An 18,710-nucleotide genomic window follows, 5' to 3' on the forward strand; every position below is an offset into this window, starting at 1 on the left:
AGTATTAACCCGAAAATGGCGGAATTAAACCCCTGACCGGTAATTACTCCGCCGTTAATTCAGCGCGTTATTGCACCGGTGAATAATGACGGCGCAAATTGCACACGTGCGCGCTACGGCTTGATGCGGATCGGTCCGGGCGACCACCAACCGGTGCGGGTGGCGGTGCCCAGGTCGAGCTGCGCCGGGGTCGCGTCGGCGATGGTGTCGAACTTGCGCAGCGATCCCCAGTCGCGGCCCCAGTCATGGGACAGGTACGTCGACATGACGTGGGCCCGCAGCAGCAGGTCGGTGATGCCCAGCAGGCCGCCGTTGACGCCGTCCTGCCAGGTGTCGGTGTCCTGCTTCTTGGCGTTGTAGTCCGGGGTGATGCGGAACTCCGGGATCTCGGTGACGCCGTTGGAATGCAGCATCGGATGCTGGCACGGGAACGCCAGCCCGACCGCCCAGTCCATCAGCACCGGCCGCTTCGAACCGATGTACTCCTGCAGGGAACGCAGCTCCGGCACCCGCGGCGGGGTCAGCGCGATCCAGTCGTCCGGCGTCAGGGACAGGTCCTCGGCGACCACCCGCACCGCGACCGCGTCGGCGGGCATCTGGGAACGCGCGAAGCGCAGGTTGCGCCACACCTTCGGCTGCTCGCCGTACAGGTCGTAGGGCACCAGCCGGCCGGCCGGCTGCACCGCGCCGCCGGGGCCGGGCCTGCCGAATTCCAGCTCCACCGTCTGCCCGCTCGTGTGGCCGTGCAGGATGCTGTTGCCGGCGATAGTGCCCGCGGCGGTCACCACGACCAGTGGGTGTCCGTCGTCGGGCTTCGGCAGCTGGTACCACGCCGAGGTGAGCCGGCTCTGCTGCTGCGCGCCGGTGGTGTAGCTGCCGGCCAGCGGCACCCGGCTGGGGTCGAGGCCATAGGGCAGCGGGACCGTCGAGCCGTTGACGCCCGGGGCCTTCAGCTTGGTCGGCGCATCCCAGTCGTAGTCGGTGCCGGGCTGCGGCACCTCCGTCTCCTTGATCGACTCGGCCAGGGTCCGGTCCGGTACGCCGTTGGGCGTGAATCCCGTCGGGCTGACCCCGCCCAACGGGCCCAGCGGGCCGTAATTGTCCGGCTCTCCTGTTCGGTAAGGCACCATGAAGCCGGCATTGCTGTCGGGCTCGACGAGCACGTCGTCGGCCAGCCCGCAGCCGCCGCTGAACTCCCGCAGGTTGTCCCAGGCGTTGGAGTAGGTGGGGTACTGGCGCACGATGCCGGCCACCATCGAGGCGATGAACACCAGCGCCATGAAGCCCGCCGCGAGGGGGATGGGCGCGGCGGTCAGCGCCCGTGCGAGTCGCCCTTCGCCGCGGTCCCTGGGCGCGAAGTGCAGGTACGCCGCGTACAGCGCGACGATCACGAACAGCGCGAAAAAGACAGTGCTGATGCTGATTCCGTGGATCCTCGGCATCACGTTGTTGAACGGGACACCGAAGCTCGACACGTACCACCAGCCGTTGGTGGTGGCGAAACACAGCGCCAGCACGAACAGCAGCGCCGCCAGGAAGGCCATGCGGTTACGCGACCAGCGCAAGCTCTCGTGCGACACCAGCACCGTGGTCAGCGCGGCCATCGCCGCTCCCACCGCGGCGAACAGCCCGAAGTGGTGCACCCACTTGGTGGGGGTGAACATCAGGAAGAACATGGTGCCGAAGATGACGCCCATCAGCCGCCAGGCCGGCCCGCGCGCAACTCCGGGAATTCGCTTGCGCCGCAACATGATGAAGACCGCGGTGAAGAGGCACAGCGCGGCGATCAGGAAGCCGAAGCGGCGCGACAGCGAGCCGTCGACGGTGGGCAGGATCAGGTAGTAGTAGCGCAGGTTCTCGGTGTACCAGGCCTGGCTGGGGCCGATCGAGGTGCGAATCCTGGTGGCTTCCAACACCGTTGACAGCGTCTGATCGGCGAACACCACGGTCAGGATGACCGTGCCGGCGGCCAACATCGGCGCCACCAGCGGCCAGGTGCCGACCAGGCGATGGCGTTTCACCAGAATCCGCAGGATCGGACGGCCACCGGCGACCAGCGCTGCCACCGCGATCAACCCGGTGGGCTGAACGCCGAGGGTGAAGGCCGCGGTGATGACGGCCAGCGCGGCGGGCGTCAGCCGGCTGTAGCGCATGGAGCGCTCGATCAACACGTAGGTGATCAGCGAACCGACGGCGATGATCGGCTCGGGGCGCAGGCCGTTGTCGAACGGCATCCACGCCGTCAACAGCACCATGCCCGCCGCCCAATTCGCCGCCTTGCTCGCGGCCACGGCGGGCCCCAGCCGGGGTAGCACCTCCCGCGAGAGCAGCAGCCAGCACACGATGCCGGCGATCAAGTCCGGCAACCGCATCCACAGGCTGGCGTCGGTGACGTGGGTCATCAGTGCCAGCAGGTTGTAGTACCAGCCGAAGGGGTCCTCGGGGCTACCGAACCAGCGGAAGTAGTTCGACATGTAGCCGGCGCGGTCGGCCACGCGGGCCATGCCCAGGATGTAGCCGTCGTCCGACGAGTTCGCCCCGATCACATGCCACAGCACGAAGCCGGAGATCACCGTGACGTCGGCCAGGGTGAACGTGCGCCAGTTCGCCGGAATGAGCCGGCGCATCCGGTGACCGTCCAGCTGGTCGAGGCGCCACAAGGCGATCAGCGCGACGATGGTGGACACGATGGCCAGCACCATCGCGGCCAGTTTCAAAGTCGTTGGGGTGGTGGAGAATCGGGTGTCGATGGTCGCCGAGAGCTGCAGACCCGCCGGGGCCGGGCCGCTCAGGTCGGTGAACACCCCGACGATCTGCGGCCGCAGGTTCGGGTCGGGGAAGCCGCCGCCGAGCGGCTTGCCCGCCGGATCGGTCAGCCCGACGAACGTGGCGAAAGCGCCCGCCTTCGTCGAGGTGATTTCGATGCGCTGACACTGTGGGGACTCCACCTGGTCGCGGGCCGCGCTGGCGATCACCACGTTGCGGTCGGTGACGTCGACGCGCTTGCCGTTGCCCACCACGAACAACGCGTTGAGCGCGGCGTCCTTGCCCTTCTTGGGCGCCGTGCTGAGCACGACCCCGCCCTCCGGTGGCAGGCCGCGCACCACCGAGCACGGCACGGTTACCTTCACGTCGACCGGGGTGAGCGAAATCAGCGGTGCGGTAACGCTGTTCAGCTGGCCGTTCTGCGGCCAGTTCAGCGTCGCGGTGGTCTGCACGACGGGCAGCAGCGGCGTCGCGATCGACAGGATGAAACCGATCAGCCCGGCGATCGTCGCGACCCACCGCGTCACGCGCACGTCTTGGCGGGGTGCCGTTTTGCCCGCGCGGTTGTCGAGGGTCTTGACGCTCATTTGCTGGTCGGTTCGCGACCCGCTGCGCCCGGCTTCGCCGCCCTTGCGATCGCTCATGGCAGTGCCCGAATCGGTCCCTGCCGGCTCCAGCCGTGCACTGTCATCACACCCTGTTCGATTGTGGCGTCCGGCGCCTGATCAGCCGGCACCAACCGGAAGTACTGCTCCACCGATCCCCAGTCCCGATGCCAGTCGCCACGCAGGTACGTCGCGATCGTCGAGGTACGAAGCATCGCCTGAGTGAACAGGAACGGGCCCCCGTCCTCGCTGGCCTCCCACCCGTTCGACGACGCCGCCGTCTGCTTGTGGTCGGGCAGGATGCGGTACTGCGGAAGTTCCGCAACGCCAAGGTGTTCGGAGAACGGACGCTGGCACGGGAAGTTCGCCGCCGTGGCGATGTCCATCAGCACGGGCGTGTGCGATCCCATCAACTGCTGCAGGGTCTGCAGCACCGGCACCCGCGGCGGCGTGACCGCGAACCACTGATCCGAGCTCAGGTTCGGGTCGTAGGCGACGATGCGGGCCACGTTCGCCTCCGGTGGCGCCCAGGTCAGCGGGAACCGCAGGTTGCGCCACGCCGGCTCCGGCCCGATGTCGATCGGATACACCTCTGCCAGCGGCAGGGTGGTGCCGTCGGGACGGGCGACACCCCACTGCAGTTTCAGCTGCTGCCCATAGGTGAAGGTGCCGTCCTCTTTGTACGACCAGATGGCACCGGCCGCCGTCACCACGACGATCGGCCGGTCCGGGCTACGCGGCGGCAGCTGGTACCACGCCGAGGTCGCGGTGGCGGCCAGCGAATTCTCGCCGTAGCTGCCCATCACCGGGGTGCGGGCGGGGTCCAGCCCGAACGGCAGCGCGGCATGCGACCCGTTGACCCCGACCGGGCCTCGCCCGCCGGCCGTGCCCGCGGAGTCGGTCATGGTGGCATTGGGTTTGTTGGGCGACCCGGTGGAATTCACCACGCCCGGCTTGGTCACCACCGGGTACGACCTCAGGTCGTCGCCCACGCCGTCGGGTTTGAAGCCGACCGGGTTGACACCACCCAGCGGGCCGTCCGGCCCGAACGTCTGCCCGGGCGCCGGCTGCAGCATGCCCGCATTGGGGTCGGGCTCGACCAGCACGTCGTCGGCCATCGCGCAGCTGGTCTTCGACAGCCCCGAGGTGATCGCGGCGAGGTTGGCCTTGCCGGTGGTGTAGAGCGGGTAGCGGAACACCGCGCCCTTGGTCAGCGAGGCGACTTCGCCGACGACCATGATGGTCGCGACCACCAGCAGCGGCGTTGACGCCAGCACCCGGTTGCGCCGGTTGTCCTTGACCTCGGTGTGCCCGGCGTAGTCCATCCGGAAGTGCTGCCAGGCGGCCAGCAGGCCGGTCGCGATGGACAGCGCCAAAAACATCGACGTCACCGGGTGGCTGGCGACGACCGGCTGGATGTCGTACCACGGCACCCCGTAGTTGCCGACGTAGAACCAGCCGTTGATGCCCGAGGTTGCCACGGCCAGCACGAACAACAGCGCCGTGACGTACAGCGTCAGGTTGCGGCGGTTGTGCAGGCCGATCCGCGACAGGGCGAAGGCGGTCACCGCACCCAGCGCCCCGGCCAGCCCGGCGAACGCACCGAACTGGATCGCCCACTTGGTTGGGGTGAACGTCAACAGCAACAGGCCGAAAGCGGTGGTGCCGATCAACCGCCAGGCCGGGCCGCTGGCCACGCCAGGGATCCGGCCGCGGCGCAGCAGGGTGACCAGCATCCCGAACATGCACAGCAGCAGCACCAGCACCGCGAATCGCCGGGCCATCGACCCGTCGGGGTTGGATTCCACCGTGAGGAAGTAGTAGCGCAGCCAATCCTGGTACCAGGCGATGGTCGGGCCGACCTTGTATTTGATGCGGGCCGATTCGGCGACCGTGGCCAGCGTCTGGCTGCGGAACACCACCACGAGGATGAGTGACGCCGAGGCCGCCAGCACCGCCAGCGGCGCCAACAATCCGTCGGTCGCCCGGCGGCGCCGGATCGTCTGGGCGACGGCGCGCGCCCCGGTCAGCAGCGCGGCGACGGCGATCAGGCCCTGCGGCGCCAGCGTCGCGCTCAGCAGCGCCACGACGATGGCCACCGCCGCGGGCGCCAACCGCCGCAGCGCGATCGCACGTTCCACCAGCATCCAGGTGACCAGCACGCCGAGGGCGATCAGCGGTTCGGGTCGCAGGCCGTTGTTGAACGGCAGCCACGCCGCCACGAACACCGCACCCGCGGTGAAGACCGCGACCCGGTTGGCCGCCAGGCCGCCGCGGCCCGGTCCGAGCCGGCGCAGCACCCAATGGCTGATGATCAGCCAGCAGGCGATCGCGGCCACCGTGGCGGGCAGCCGCATCCACACGCTGGCCGTGCTCACCGAGGCCATCTTCGCCAGGACCCCGAGATACCAGTCGAAGGGCGCGTCGGTGGCGCCGAAGTAGCGGTAATAGTCGGCGATGTAGCCGGCGCCGGGGGCCACGCGCGCGATGGTCAGGTTGTAGCCGTCATCCGACGAGGTCGCGCCGATGACGTGCCACAGCAGCAGGGTCGCGATCACGCCGGCGTCGGCGATCCACGTCGCGATTCCCACCCGGCGCCAGTTGGCCAGGTGCGTGCCGGGCCGGTACCGGGAGAGCCAGGCGATCGGGGAGCGCCAGTTCAGTATCAAGCTGCCGCCCCGGCTGCGACGGTCCAGCACCGCGAGCGCGACGATGGCCATCAGCACCGCCAGGGCGCCCAGGACCATCACGACTTCCTTGATGGCGGTGGGCGCGGTGATGAACCGGGTGTCGATGTCGATGCGGGCCGAAAGCCCCGGCCCCGGGGGCACCTTCATGTCGGTGAAGATGCCGCCGACCTGGGGTTTCTTCTCGGGTGACAGCACCCCGGTGGCGCCGGGGATGCCGACGAAGTCGGCACCGGTCGCGCCGGCGTTGGCCCAGACGTGCAGCACGCTGCAGGCCCCGGCGGCCACGGCCGAGCGTTGTGCGACCGCGGCCACGGTGTCGCGGAACGCGACCACAACCACGTCGGTGCTGGCCCGCACGAACAGCCCGTTCTTCCCGGCGTCCATGCCGCCGGGCGGCAAGGTCGAGACCACCAGGCCGCCGCCCGCGGGCAGGGTGGCGATGTCCGGGCAGGGAATGGAGATGTCCAGCGCGCGGGGTGCCCCCGAGACCAGGGGCGCGGTGATCTGGCTGACGTGCCCGTCGGTATTGCCCTGCGGCCAGAGCACCGTTGCGGTGGTCTGTTTGACCGGAAGCAGCGGGACGGATAGGCACAGCAGCAGGCCCACGATGCCCGCGATGGCGGCCACCGACCGGGGGATCAGCTGCGATCGCTCTTTACCGTCGTGGGGCACGAGGCTCGATCGTAAGCGACGCGGCTTTGTCCGATGAGGACGCGTGGCCGCGCCGCCCCGCGTGATCGTCGGCCAGGGCGTACCGCACACGCCGGAGGGCCGGGCGCGAATCACAGCAAAACCTGCCTGCCGATTCAGCATTCGTTGCGTCTATGCGTTCAAAATGGGGGGCTGAGGCCTCGAGTGCGGCCGCCGAACACCCCGGGAGGCTGACAGCGCGTGACGAACGCAGGTCTGGGATTTGGCGTCCTGGGACCGTTGTCGATGACGGCCAACGGCACGCCGTTGTCGCTGGGCGCCCCGAAACAGCGGGCGGTGCTCGCGATGCTCCTGGTCCACCGCAACCGGCCGGTGTCCGTCGACGCGTTGATCGACGCCGTGTGGGGCGAGGCCCCGGTACCGGCGGCGCGCACCAGCATCCAGTCCTACATCTCCACGCTGCGCCGGCTGCTGCGCGGCGCGGTGGCCAACCCGAACGGGGTGTTGGCCAGCGCCCCGCCGGGCTATCAGCTCAACGTCGCCGACGCCGATTGCGATCTGGGACGCTTCCGCGCCCACAAGGCCGCGGGTGTCCAGGCCGCCAGCCTGGGCCGCTTCGAGGAAGCCAGCAGCCACCTGTCGGCGGCGCTGGGCGAGTGGCGCGGGCCGGTGCTCGACGACCTGCACAATTTCGCCTTCGTCGACGCGTTCGCCAGCATGCTGCTCGAGGAACGGGTGGCAAGCTACACCGCACGCGCCGAAGCCGAGATCGCCTGTGGGCGCGCCGATGGCGTCATCGGTGAGCTGGAAGCGCTTGTCGCGCGGCATCCTTATCGCGAACCGCTGTGGGCGCAGCTGATCACCGCCTACTACGTCACCGAGCGGCAGTCGGATGCGCTCGGCGCGTATCGGCGCTTGAAGACGGCGTTGGCCGACGGGCTGGGCATCGATCCCGGCCCGACGGTGAACGCGCTGCAACAGCGCATCCTGCGCCAGGAGCCGCTGGGCCCCGACCAACCCAAGCGGGGTGGCAGGCGGGCCGTGATGGCCACCCACAAGCAGAGCGCCGTGCGGTCGGAGTTGACGGGGGCGCTGGTCGACGATCGCGTCGTCGCCCGGTTGCGTGACAAGGCCGGCCGGCACTATCCGCTCAACGGCGTGACCACCCGCATCGGACGGCTGGACGACAACGAGATTGTGCTGGACGACACCGAGGTCAGCCGCCACCATGCCGTGATCATCGACACCGGAACGGATTTCCTGATCACCGACATGAAGTCCACCAACGGCGTGCAGGTGCGGGGCCGGCGCGTGCGGCGCAGCACCACCCTGGAGGACGGCGATCACATCCGCATCGGCAACTCGGAGTTCGTCTTCGAAATCCGCCCGGCCTGAACGCTATCCGCGGACCCGGTCCGCCAGCGTGGCCAGCCCGGGGCCCTCGAGGTCGGCCAGGGCGGCCGGACGACCGGTCATCGCCAGCAGGAGTGCCTCGCCGGGGCCGGTCACCTCGGGCCCGTCGCCGTGTGTCCACGAGACATCGGTGGCACGCAGTCTCAGGCCCCTGATCCGGCGTCCCGCACCGAGCCGAGGGTTGCCGGGCACCAGGGGAAGAATCCGCTCGAGTCGATCGGGTGGCACCGCGCGCGGCCGCCCCAGCGCGCGGCGGATGTCCTGGTGGTGGACGGTGCCGTCGACGAGGGCGATCATTCCGCCGAAACCCGCTGGCAGACCGCGTGGTTGGAGATGACTGCGCAGGAAGTCCAGCAGCTGTTGCGGCGTGAGGGCCGCGAATTCGTCGACGCCCACCTGGTTGGCCCGCACGATCCAGCCTTTGGCGAACCGTCTGAGCAGTCCCAGCGCGCCCAGATCGTCATAGCTGATCACATGCGCGACAACGTCTTTGACGTTCCAGCGGGTGCACAGCGTCGGCGCCTCCCAGTCCTGCGGCGTCAACGTGGCGAGGAATTCCGCGAGGTCGGCGCGCTCGGCACTGGCCATGCCCATCAGATCGGAAGTCATCGCGGGTCACCATCAACGGTCCGGGCCGCCCCCGGCTGCAGCGGCCACGAACCGTAAATCTAGACCCATCGATTTCGAGCCTCAAGGGTTGCGGCGCAGGTCAACCGGGGGACGCAAGAATTCCGCAAGAATCTCTGAACCATCTGGCAAGCCGTCTGTCGCAACCTGGTGGTGCCGGTCCGCAAGATCGGTCCCAGGAAAAGTACGCAAACACGCAAAGTACGGCAGATAGGAATCATCACCATGAAGGACAACATCGCCGGCGCCACCAAGGCCAAGAAGGTCTCCAAGCTCCGCGTCGCCGCGGGTGTCGGGCTGGGCGCCATCGGTTTGTCGATCGCCGGGTCGCTGATGCCGGCCGTCGCCTCTGCAAGCCCCTACGTTCCGCACAGCGGGCACCTGCACCCGGTGCGCCACTACGCCGCCAACTTCCTGAACCCGGGCTGGACGCTGACGCACCCGGTCAACGCCGCCCTGCCATGATCTGACCTCGATCTCGCCTGGCAGTCTGCCCCGCTTCCCGTAGGCCGGAAGCGGGGCAGAACTCGTTGTGCGCCTTAGTGTCTCAGCGGCGCCGGACCCCACAGGCCGCTGCGTGTGGCCGTTCCCAGCAGCAGGTGGGCGGGTTCGGCGTCGGGGTAGTAGGGCGAGAGCCGTTGCAGCGAGCCCCAGTCGCGGGACCAGTCGTCCTTGAGGTAGGTGGCCATGGTGGTCGCCTTGGCCAACAGCTCGGTGACGCCCAGCGGGCCGCCGCCGTTGTTGTCCATCACCGGGGAGTTGGCCTCGGCGCCGAATCGGTCGGGCAGGATGCGCCATCTCGGGGCCTCGTCGACGCCGTTCTGGTGGCCGAAGGGTCGCTGGCAGGGGAAGGCCAGCCCGACGAGCCAGTCCAGGAACACCGGGTCGGTGGAGCCCACCACGTCCTGCAGCGTGCGCAGCTGCGGGGTTCTCGGCGCGGTCAGCGCGATCCAGTGCTGCGGGGCCAGGTCTTCGTCGTCGGCGACCAATCGAATCTGGGTGGCGGAATTCGGAATTGCCGACATCGGCAGGCGTAGGTTGCGCCAGGCAGGCGACGCGCCCACGTCCGAGAATTGGAACGAGCCGCCGGGGTGGCCGCCGGTCGCCTGGTCGTCGGTGGCCCACTGCACCTGCACCTCGCGCGGGTCGAAGCGTCCGGCCGCGCTCACCACCAGCAGCGGCCCGGCCTTGTCGCGGGAAGGCAGCCGGTACCAGCCGGACCGCAGGTGCGCGGGCACCTGGATGCCCGAGCGCCAGCTGCCCAGCACCGGTGTGCGCGCGGGGTCGAGGTTGAACGGCAGCTGCGCCGACGAACCGTTGATCCCCGGCGCGGGGGTGGTGCCGCCCTCGGTACCGGCCTGGTTACTGCCGGTCTTCTCCTCGTCGTTGACGAAGCTGCGGTCCCCCGGGCGTTCCATCACCGGGTCCGCGCGCACGTCGGCGGGAATTCCGTTGGGCGTGAAGGCTTCCGACAGACCCGCGCCCAGCGCGTCGGCAACCGACCCGTTCACCGGCGTCAGCATGCCCGCGTTGGGGTCCTGCTCCACCAGCACGTCCTCGGCCAGTCCGCATGACTTCCCGGTCAGGGCCTGCAGGTTGGAGCGACCGACCGACCACGCCGGGTACTGGTCGGTCATCGCCAGGGTCAGCGATGCCACCTCGAACACCACCAGCACCCAGGTCGCGATTGCCAACGGGGACTGCACAATTCCGGCCGCCCGCGCGCCCAGGCGGGTCTGGGGCGGCCCGTCGAATCGGCTCGAGTCCGGGGCGACGAAGTGGAACCACGCCGCCAGCAGCAGGACCACGACGGTCAACCCGAGCAAGGCGGTCGCGAAGGCGTAATGCCAGGCCGGAAACTCATTCGACCAGGGCACACCGAAATTCGAGACGTACCACCAACCGTTGACGCTGGCGAACGACAAGGCCACCAAAAACAGCACCACGGCGGCGTAGACCGTGCGGTTGCGCCGGGATCGCATCGCTGCGGCGGTCACCGCGACCGCGGCCAGCGCGCCCAGCGGCCCGGCCAGCCCGGCGAACACCCCGAAGTGGTGGGTCCACTTGGTCGGCGTGAACATCATCGCCACGAAGGAGATGATGGTGATCCCGACGATGCGCCGGCTCGGCCCGGCGGCCGTGCCCGGAATCCGCCCCTTGCGCAACGACATTGCGACCGTGATACCGAGCGCGAGGACCAGCGCCAGCACGGCGAAGCGGCGGGCGACCGACCCGTCGGGGCTGGCCATGAACAGCCGCTCGTAGCGGATGTGTTCGTCGAACCAGCTGAGGCTGGGCCCCACGGCGCGTTTGAGCATGGTGGCCTGGATTTCACCGGTCAGCGTCTGGTCGCGGAAGATCAGGATGACGGTGACGGTGACCGCGGCCAGCAGGGGCGCGATCAGCGGCAGCGCGCCGAACCGCGTGGAGCGGCGGTGCAGGATGGTCCGCAGCGGCCCGATCGCGACCAATAGCGCGCCGATCGAGGCGATGCCCGTCGGCCCGGAGAACAGGGTCAGCGCGCCGATGATGCAGGCGATCGCCACCGGCAGCAGCCGGCTGGTGGCCACCGCGCGCTCCACCGAGCACCAGGTCAGCAGGATGCCCAGCGCGATGATCGGCTCGGGGCGCAGGCCGTTGTCCAGCGGCAGCCAGACCGCCAGGAACATGCCGGCCGCCGTCCAGGCCGCGGCGCGGTTCTGTTTGACGGCGTGGCCCAGCCGCGGCATGACCTCACGGCTGATCACCCACCAGCACGTCAGCGCCATCGCCAGGGTGGGCAACCGCATCCAGATGCTGGTCGTGCTCACGTGCGCCCACAGCGCCAGCAGGTCGTAGTACCAGCCGAACGGCGCCTCGGGGGTGCCCAGCCAGCGGTAGTAGTTGGCCATGTAGCCGGCGTGCTCGGACACGCGGGCCATGGTCAGGATGTAGCCGTCGTCGGAGGTGTTGGCGCCGACGAAATGCCACCACACCAGCACGCCGATGACCAGGGTGTCCAGACCGCCGACCGACCACCAGCGGGCGGGCAGGAAGCGGCGGTGCCGGGTCCCATCGGCGGTGTCGAGGATGTGCAGCGCGATCAGCGCGGCGGCCGTCAACACCAGCCCGAGGATCATCGCGGCCATCTTCAGCGGGGTGGGAGTGCTGCTGTAGCGGGTGTCGATGGTCGCCGAGAACTTCAGGCCGGATGGCGCCGGCCCGCTCAGATCGGTGAAGACGCCGACGATCTGGGGCCGGAAGTCGTAGCCGCTCTTCTCACCGCGCAGCGGCGAGCCGGGATGCTCGGCGTTGGGCCCCTGGGTCAGACCGACGAACTCGGCGGTGACCCGGTCGGCATGCGCGGTGAAGTTCAGCCGCTGGCAGGCCGGGCTGAGCACCTGGCTCAGCGGGGCGGTCACCACCGGGACGTTGCGCACCACCAGCACCAGGTCGTTGTTGGCGCGCACGATCAGCAGCCCCCGGTCGACGGCCTTCGGCGCCTGCTTGGGCACCGTCGACAGCAACACCGTCTTGCCGGCGTTGCCCGGCCCGGCCAGTCCGGCGGCGGCCTCGCACGGGACGGTGACGGTCAAATCGGTGGCGACGTAGCCGATCAGGGGCGCGTCGACGCTGCCGAAGGTGCCGTTCTGCGGCCAGTTGAGTTGGGCCGTGGTCTGGTCGACCGGAAGCAGCGGGGTGGCGATCGCCAGCAGCACCCCGAGCAGCCCGGCGACGGAAGCGACCAGCCGGGCGATCCGGTGATTCGCTCCCGTGTCGTTCACGGAGCTAGATGGTAGTTCTTCGGCCGTGTGAGCCGTGGTGTCGGTGCTCATCAGCAGTTACGTCCCGGGCTTGCGGATGGCCAGCACAAATGGGCCGACGCTGTGGACGACGAAACGCGGATTGTCGAACAGGGCTCCGCGCAGATCGACGGTATACCGCCGCACGTTCGGCTGGTTGGGGTAGACGTCCTCGGCCAGCCGCAGCGTGTAGTTGCCTCCTCCGCCGCGGCGCATCAGGAAAACCGTCGGCGGGGGCCAGGGGCAGGTGTCCAGGGCATGGATGAACTCGTCGGCGGTCTTGAGATCGGACCACTTGTTGATCTGCGCGGCCCGCAGGTCGAATTGTGCGAGCGGGTTGGCGTAGTGCGAGGTGAGGCCCTGAAATCCCCAATAGGGGTAGAAGGACAGGAAGCTGTAGTCGGCGGTCAGCACGACGGTCTGGTCGCGGGGTTTGCCGGTCGCCTGCGTGATGGCGTGATCGATGGTGGCGTAGAACTTCTCGGCGCTGGGCGGTCGGCGGTCGCCGCGCTGCCCGTGCCCGTCCGTGTCGGTGTAGGCGATGGTGAGGTCGGGCCGCAGCACGTCGGGGATGTCCTGGCTGAAGGCGATGGAGGCGGCCAGGCCGATGGCGCCGGCCACCGGGGCGACGGCGCGGCCCCAACTGCGGTCGCGGCCCGCGGCGGCGAGCGCCTGGGCGAGTTCGAGGAAACCGAACGCCCCGGCGGCGACCAGCAACACACTCAGGGTCGGCTGCAGCCGGAACGACAACAGGGTGGTACGCGCCAGCGTGGTGAGCATCGACAGCAGCGACCACAGATAGATCGCCAGCACGCCGATGGCCAGCGCGCCCGCCCGCACCGACGATCGGGCCCGCAGTACCAGCCATAGGGTGCCGATCAGGCAGACGACGCCCAGCAGCGTGAACTGCAGCATCGGGAATGTCAGCTCGGCGCCGTCGGCCGGCAGGTAGTGCATGGCACTGCCGGAGTTGCTGATCGGGCTGTGCACCGCTCGCACCACGAACGGCAACCACGTCGTGCACGCGATTGCCACCGCGATGCCGGCGATGACGGCCAACCGGCGCAGCGGATCGAGGGCGGCCTTGAGCCCGCCGCCGGTGTTGCGGTTCCGCTGCCAGCGCACGCCGGCCAGCCAGAGGGCCATCGCCCCGATGGTGAACGCGCTGAATCCGGACAGCAGCGTGTACCAGGTGGCGGTCCAGCCCAGAAACATCCCGGCGGCGATCACCGCGGCCCAGCCCGCACGGACGGGCGCGTCCGGCCGGTCACCGGCGCGCAGACCCGACCAGGTCAGCACCAGCATCGGCGGCAACAGCATGGTGATCATCGCCGAGTAGGGCTCGGGGGAGCCGTAGGCCAGCGTCACCGCGGCCGTCGCGGTGGTGACGATCAGCGCGTACTCGAAGCGGACCATCCGCCACCACAACACCAGCGCGACCGCGATGGCGATGGTGATCGAGGTGATGGCCCACGGCTTGAAGACCTCCCAGGCCGGCGACCCGCCGAGCGCCGCGGCGCGTCCGCCGATCCAGAACCAGCCCGGCGGGTAATACGGCGGCAGTCCGAGGTAGGTCATGTCGCGCAGGGCGGGGCTGTCCGCCAGGCGGGTCAGGTACTCGGTGCGGAACTGCTGGTCCACGGAGATGCCGAACAGGTACAGCTTGGTCGCCCCCAGCGGCATGCCCAGCGTCACGACGGTGAACGCCGACACGAAGACCAGCCCGGCGAGTTGGGTCAGCAGCCGGCCGCGGGGGCGCGCGCAGCGCCGCCACACCCAGCCGACGGCGACCAGCCCGGCCAGGCAGCCCACCTGGCCGACGGTGGTCAGGGCGTGCAGTTGATTGGAGGACGGGAACGCCGGCCACTGCACCCGGGAGATGGCGACCAGCGAGACCACCGCGACGACAACCGCGACCAGCACCGCCAAAGCCATCTGGCCGAGGGTGGCCAGCGCGTTCCGCATGGTCAGATGGGAAGCTTGCGGAAGATGGGACGCGGGACGTGTCGCAACACCATCATCACATAACGGAATGCTGCTGGTGCCCAAACCAATTCCTTACCTTTGGCGGCCGCGGTCACCGCGAGGTTGGCGACATACTCCTTGTCGACGGTCAGCGGGGCTTCCTTGACGTGCGCACTCATCCGGGTGCGCACCTGGCCGGGCCGGATCACCAGGACGCGGACACCGAACTCGCGCAACGCTTCTCCGAGACCCAGGTAGAAGCCGTCCAGGCCGGCCTTGGTGGAGCCGTAGACGAAATTGGACCGTCGCACCCGCTCGCCGGCCGCCGAGCTCATCGCGATGATCTGGCCGAAGCCCTGGGCACGCATCTTCTCGCCCAGCAGCACTCCCACCGAAACCGCTGCGGTGTAGTTGATTTCGACGGCCTGCACCGCTTTGTGCTGGTTCTGCCACAGCTCCTCGGCGTCCCCCAGGATGCCGAACGCGACGATGGCCACGTCTATATCTCCGCCGGCGAAGGCCGCCTCGATCATCTTCGGATGGGTGTCAGGGTCGGTGGCTTCGAAATCGATTACCTCGACCGAGCGTGCGCCGGCGGCCTGCATCTGCGCCACCGCGGCATCGCGGCCGGGGTCGCTGGGCATGGCGGCCAACACGATCCGCGCGTGCGCGTTCTGCAGGTAACGTTCGCAGATGGCAAGGCCGATCTCGGAGGTACCGCCGAGCAGCAGGATGGTCTGCGGATTACCCACGGCATCGAGCACCATTTAGAGCAGCTCCAAACGTCGGGCCATGTCGGAGGCGAACACCCCCGTGGGGTCTACCTTGCGTCGCACGGCGATCCATTCGTCGATGCGCGGGTACATGGCGTGGAAGGTTTCGGCGCTCACGCGGGAATCCTTGGCGGTGTAGACCCTTCCGCCGAATTCCAGCACGCGCCTGTCGAGTTCGTTGAGGAACTCGTTGATCCCCGGCTTGTTGGGGAAGTCCATGGCGACGTTCCAGCCCGCCATCGGGAAACTCAGCGGTGCGCGGTTGCCCGGCCCGAAGAGCTTGAACACGTTCAGCGCCGAGTAATGGCCGGTGGTCTGGATCCAGCGAATGATGGCCTTGAACTCGTTCATCGCGTCCGGCGGAACCAGGAACTGGTGTTGCGCGAAACCCCTTGGGCCGTAAGCGTTATTCCAGCCGCTGACCAAGTCGAGCATGTGATAGAACTGCGAGAGGTTTTGAATCTTGCCGCTGTAGGTGCCGCCCAGCCGGTAGTACACCTCGCCGATCGCCATGAACGACAGCTTGTTCATCGCACTGATCGGGAACACGTCCGGCACCGTCAACAGCTGCGGCGCATCGAATTTCAGCGGGTTTTTGGCCAGCTTCTTCGGCAGCTGATCGAGCTTGGCCAGGCTGCCCCGGCTGACCGAGGCCCGGCCCAGCTTCGGCGGCGGACTGATCAGGTCGAACCAGGCGCTGGAGTAGGTGTAGTTGGCCTCGCTGCCGTCTAGGTGAACGGCGACCGTTTCGTCGAGGTCGTGGGTGGCGACACCGTCGGCGATGAAGTAGGCGGTCTCGGTCGGCGTCATGGCGATGGTGGCGCGCAGCACGATCCCGGTCAGGCCGTTGCCGCCGACGGTCGCCCAGAACAGCTCGGCATCGTCCCCTGTGGGGGTGATGGTGCGGACGGTGCCGTCGGCCATGAGCAGGTCCATCGACCGGACGTGGTTACCGAAGCTGCCCGCGCTGTGGTGGTTCTTGCCGTGGATATCGCAGGCGATCGCGCCGCCGACGGTGACCTGACGCGTTCCCGGCAGCACCGGCACCCACAGCCCGAACGGCAGCGCCGCCTTCATCAACTGGTCCAGGCTGACGCCGGCGTCGACGTCGACCAATCGGGTGTCGGCGCTGATCGAGTGGATGCGGTTGAGCCCGGTCATGTCGATCACCAGGCCGCCCCCGTTTTGGGCGTTGTCGCCGTAGGACCGGCCCAGCCCGCGGGCGATCACGCCCCGGCTCTTGGGATCGCCCGACTCGGCCACCCGGGCCACCGCCTTGGCGATCACCTCGGGATCGCGGGCCGCGAGCACCTGGGCCACCGACGGTGCGGTGCGCCCGAAGCCCATCAGCTGGGCGGGCTTGGTCGGGGGATCGGTGCTCGACATCGTCAAAGAGGGTACCGCCTGCCGCAGGCGGCTCAGCGGATGCGGAAGATTACGGCCCGCTGCACGACGAAGTTGATCACCGTCGCGGTGCCCTGCGCGATCACGAACGCGACGAGCGGCGCCCAGCCGCGGTAGTGCAGAAGCGCCAGGCACACGTGGTTCAGGCCGACCTGCACCGCGAAGGTGATGGCGTAGAGAACCATGACCGCGACGAACCGGGCGGTGCTGGGAGACGCCTGGAAGGTCCAGCGGCGGTTGATCAGGTAGGCCGTAATGGTGCCGACGATGAAGCTGGTGGCCTTGGACAGGTCAACCTGGACGCCCAGGACCTTCCACAGCAGCAGGTAGAGCCCGAAGTCCACGATCCCCGCCAGGCCGCCGGTGACGACGAACCGGGTGACCTGCGTCGTCAGGCTCAAGTGCGGGCGCACGTCTTCGGACGCGGCATCGGGCAGCGGGGCAACCATCGAGGGGAGTCTAACGGGGCCGGCGGGCGCTCCCCGGCAAGCGCTAGCGGGGCAGCTTGACCGAGATCAGCTCGACCTGATTCTCACCCTGCGGCGTCGAGTAGGTCACCGTGTCGCCGGGTTTGCGGCCGGCCAGGGCCTGGGCCAGGGGGCTGCGCGCGGTCAAGGTCTCGGCCTCCCGGCCGACGGGTGTCTCCTCGACGATGGAGATCACGTGCATTGTGACGACTTCACCGTCGGCGAACCGCAGCGTCACCTCGGTGCCGCCGGGCAGCGTCTCCGCCGCGTCGGCATCCGACGGCCCGGTCCGCAGGCGCCGGTCCAGCTCGCTGATCCGGTCGGTGAGCACCACCAGTTCCTCGGCGCGCTGAATCGCCTCGGCCGCGTCCCCGTGGTCGCCCACCATGCCGCGGTCGTTCTTGACCTCGGCCTCGAGCCGCTCGCGCCGTTGCCGTAGCCGGTCCAGCTCCGCTTCCAGGTTGTTCCGCGCGGCGTCCGCTGCTGATGGGACCTTTTTGCTCACGTCGGTGGACCTTTCGCCCAGTTGCTGGAGATGGCGTTCCAGTGTGACACCACGACGACGCACCCGCCACCATCAATCGGAGTGAGTCGTCACCGGCGCGGCGGCGCATGCATCGCGTCGACCCCGTCGGCGGCCACGGCGGCGACGGTGCTCCGCACCATGTGGCGCGGCTCCCGCGCCGGCCACGGCCGGCCGCGGTGCATGACCGCGCGGTTGTCCCACATCACCACGTCGCCCGTGCGCCACGAGTGCAGATAGCTCGCTCCGGGGGTGGTCGCCGCTCGGGTCAGCTCGGCAAGCAGCTCCTGCGCCGCTGTCCGCTCCATGCCCTCGATCGCGAAGGTGTGCGAGGCCATGTACAGCGCCTTGCGGCCGTTGACCGGGTTCTTCCACACCAGGCGCCAGCATTGCGGCGGCAGCGCCGCCCGTTCGGCCGGGCCGACAAGGTCGGGCGCGATCTTGGCGCGCGAGAAGGCGTATTCGTGCCAGGCGAAGGAGTTCTCCAACCGCCGTTGCAGCGCGGGATCGAGGCGCTCGAATGCAAGCCGGGTGGAGACGTATTCGGTCTCGCCTCCCCGCGCCGGAACGATGCGCGACGACAGCACCGACGCGAGCGCCGGCACCCGCTTGAACGAACTGTCGGTGTGCCACAGCTGGTTTGCCCTGTTTTCCAGGGCGAGCCGATGATCCTCCGGCACCACGTTGCCCTCCTCGTCGAGCGTCTTGAGCACGACGAGGTTGCTTCCGGCACCGACCGACCCCGGTTTGGTGACCTCGAGCGGCCCGAACCGGCGCGAAAAGGCGAGTTGCGCTTCATCGGTGACGTCCTGGTCGCGAAAGACCAGAACCGAATGCTCCTCGAACGCCGCGCGCACCGCCGCGTATGCGGCGTCGGCCGCCGCAACCTCGTGGATGGTCACCCCGCGCAATTCCGCGGCAAAGCCCGGGCCCAACGGCACGATGTCCATCGCGCGCCCTCCATCGTTCGTCTGAGCACGACTGTCCACCCAACAAGGGCCCCCCGGCAACCAAGGCCGGCGCGGGGCCTCGACCGAACGCCCG

General features: G+C 68.9%; 12 protein-coding genes. 2 read left to right on the forward strand and 10 right to left on the reverse strand.

The window, feature by feature from the left end; genetic code table 11:
* Positions 1-113: 113 nt before the first annotated feature.
* Positions 114-3,353: an arabinosyltransferase domain-containing protein gene (locus ACYQ8K_RS16270; RefSeq protein ID WP_459970534.1), complete on the reverse strand. Its 3,240-nt coding sequence runs from the start codon at positions 3,351-3,353 to the stop codon at positions 114-116.
* Positions 3,354-3,406: 53 nt separating this feature from the next.
* Positions 3,407-6,733, reverse strand: coding sequence for an arabinosyltransferase domain-containing protein (locus tag ACYQ8K_RS16275; protein WP_459970485.1), 3,327 nt, complete (start codon positions 6,731-6,733; stop codon positions 3,407-3,409).
* Positions 6,734-6,952: 219 nt separating this feature from the next.
* Here ACYQ8K_RS16275 and ACYQ8K_RS16280 point away from each other — a divergent pair, with 219 nt between their 5' ends.
* Positions 6,953-8,107 carry a BTAD domain-containing putative transcriptional regulator gene (locus tag ACYQ8K_RS16280; RefSeq protein ID WP_459970487.1) on the forward strand — a complete coding sequence of 385 codons (1,155 nt, stop codon included), beginning with the start codon at positions 6,953-6,955 and terminating at the stop codon, positions 8,105-8,107.
* A gap of 3 nt (positions 8,108-8,110) precedes the next feature.
* On the opposite strand, the gene ACYQ8K_RS16285 is transcribed toward ACYQ8K_RS16280, so the two are convergent.
* Positions 8,111-8,734: a maleylpyruvate isomerase family mycothiol-dependent enzyme gene (locus tag ACYQ8K_RS16285; protein ID WP_459970489.1), complete on the reverse strand. Its 624-nt coding sequence runs from the start codon at positions 8,732-8,734 to the stop codon at positions 8,111-8,113.
* A 243-nt stretch (positions 8,735-8,977) separates the two neighbouring features.
* Between ACYQ8K_RS16285 and ACYQ8K_RS16290 the strand changes: the two genes are divergently transcribed.
* Positions 8,978-9,217, forward strand: coding sequence for a hypothetical protein (locus ACYQ8K_RS16290; protein ID WP_459970491.1), 240 nt, complete (start codon positions 8,978-8,980; stop codon positions 9,215-9,217).
* A gap of 74 nt (positions 9,218-9,291) precedes the next feature.
* Here the strand turns inward: ACYQ8K_RS16290 and ACYQ8K_RS16295 are convergent, their stop codons facing one another.
* The 7 genes from ACYQ8K_RS16295 to ACYQ8K_RS16325 form a co-directional block, all read right to left on the reverse strand.
* Positions 9,292-12,567 (reverse strand): arabinosyltransferase domain-containing protein, encoded by a 3,276-nt coding sequence (locus ACYQ8K_RS16295; RefSeq protein WP_459970493.1) that lies wholly within the window; start codon positions 12,565-12,567, stop codon positions 9,292-9,294.
* 6 nt (positions 12,568-12,573) lie between these two features.
* A complete protein-coding gene (locus ACYQ8K_RS16300; RefSeq protein WP_459970495.1) occupies positions 12,574-14,499 on the reverse strand; it encodes a galactan 5-O-arabinofuranosyltransferase in 1,926 nt (641 codons plus the stop codon).
* Between the two features lie 2 nt (positions 14,500-14,501).
* A complete protein-coding gene (locus ACYQ8K_RS16305; protein ID WP_459970497.1) occupies positions 14,502-15,266 on the reverse strand; it encodes a decaprenylphospho-beta-D-erythro-pentofuranosid-2-ulose 2-reductase in 765 nt (254 codons plus the stop codon).
* Entirely contained in the window at positions 15,267-16,658 is a 1,392-nt protein-coding gene (locus ACYQ8K_RS16310) for an FAD-binding oxidoreductase (protein WP_459970498.1), read from the reverse strand.
* A gap of 32 nt (positions 16,659-16,690) precedes the next feature.
* Positions 16,691-17,125 carry a GtrA family protein gene (locus ACYQ8K_RS16315; RefSeq protein ID WP_459970500.1) on the reverse strand — a complete coding sequence of 145 codons (435 nt, stop codon included), beginning with the start codon at positions 17,123-17,125 and terminating at the stop codon, positions 16,691-16,693.
* A 43-nt stretch (positions 17,126-17,168) separates the two neighbouring features.
* Positions 17,169-17,648 carry a GreA/GreB family elongation factor gene (locus ACYQ8K_RS16320; protein WP_007771943.1) on the reverse strand — a complete coding sequence of 160 codons (480 nt, stop codon included), beginning with the start codon at positions 17,646-17,648 and terminating at the stop codon, positions 17,169-17,171.
* A gap of 89 nt (positions 17,649-17,737) precedes the next feature.
* Positions 17,738-18,616: a TauD/TfdA dioxygenase family protein gene (locus ACYQ8K_RS16325; RefSeq protein WP_459970502.1), complete on the reverse strand. Its 879-nt coding sequence runs from the start codon at positions 18,614-18,616 to the stop codon at positions 17,738-17,740.
* Positions 18,617-18,710 lie beyond the last annotated feature (94 nt).

The organism is Mycobacterium sp. MUNTM1 (assembly GCF_054660795.1).

Bases quoted from the DNA above. Each gene is read 5' to 3' on its own strand.
- ACYQ8K_RS16270 (WP_459970534.1), bottom strand. From the start codon at position 3,353: ATGAGCGTCAAGACCCTCGACAACCGCGCGGGCAAAACGGCACCCCGC.
- ACYQ8K_RS16305 (WP_459970497.1), bottom strand. From the start codon at position 15,266: ATGGTGCTCGATGCCGTGGGTAATCCGCAGACCATCCTGCTGCTCGGC.
- ACYQ8K_RS16300 (WP_459970495.1), bottom strand. From the start codon at position 14,499: ATGCGGAACGCGCTGGCCACCCTCGGCCAGATGGCTTTGGCGGTGCTG.
- ACYQ8K_RS16325 (WP_459970502.1), bottom strand. From the start codon at position 18,616: ATGGACATCGTGCCGTTGGGCCCGGGCTTTGCCGCGGAATTGCGCGGG.
- ACYQ8K_RS16295 (WP_459970493.1), bottom strand. From the start codon at position 12,567: ATGAGCACCGACACCACGGCTCACACGGCCGAAGAACTACCATCTAGC.
- ACYQ8K_RS16310 (WP_459970498.1), bottom strand. From the start codon at position 16,658: ATGTCGAGCACCGATCCCCCGACCAAGCCCGCCCAGCTGATGGGCTTC.
- ACYQ8K_RS16285 (WP_459970489.1), bottom strand. From the start codon at position 8,734: ATGACTTCCGATCTGATGGGCATGGCCAGTGCCGAGCGCGCCGACCTC.
- ACYQ8K_RS16315 (WP_459970500.1), bottom strand. From the start codon at position 17,125: ATGGTTGCCCCGCTGCCCGATGCCGCGTCCGAAGACGTGCGCCCGCAC.
- ACYQ8K_RS16290 (WP_459970491.1), top strand. From the start codon at position 8,978: ATGAAGGACAACATCGCCGGCGCCACCAAGGCCAAGAAGGTCTCCAAG.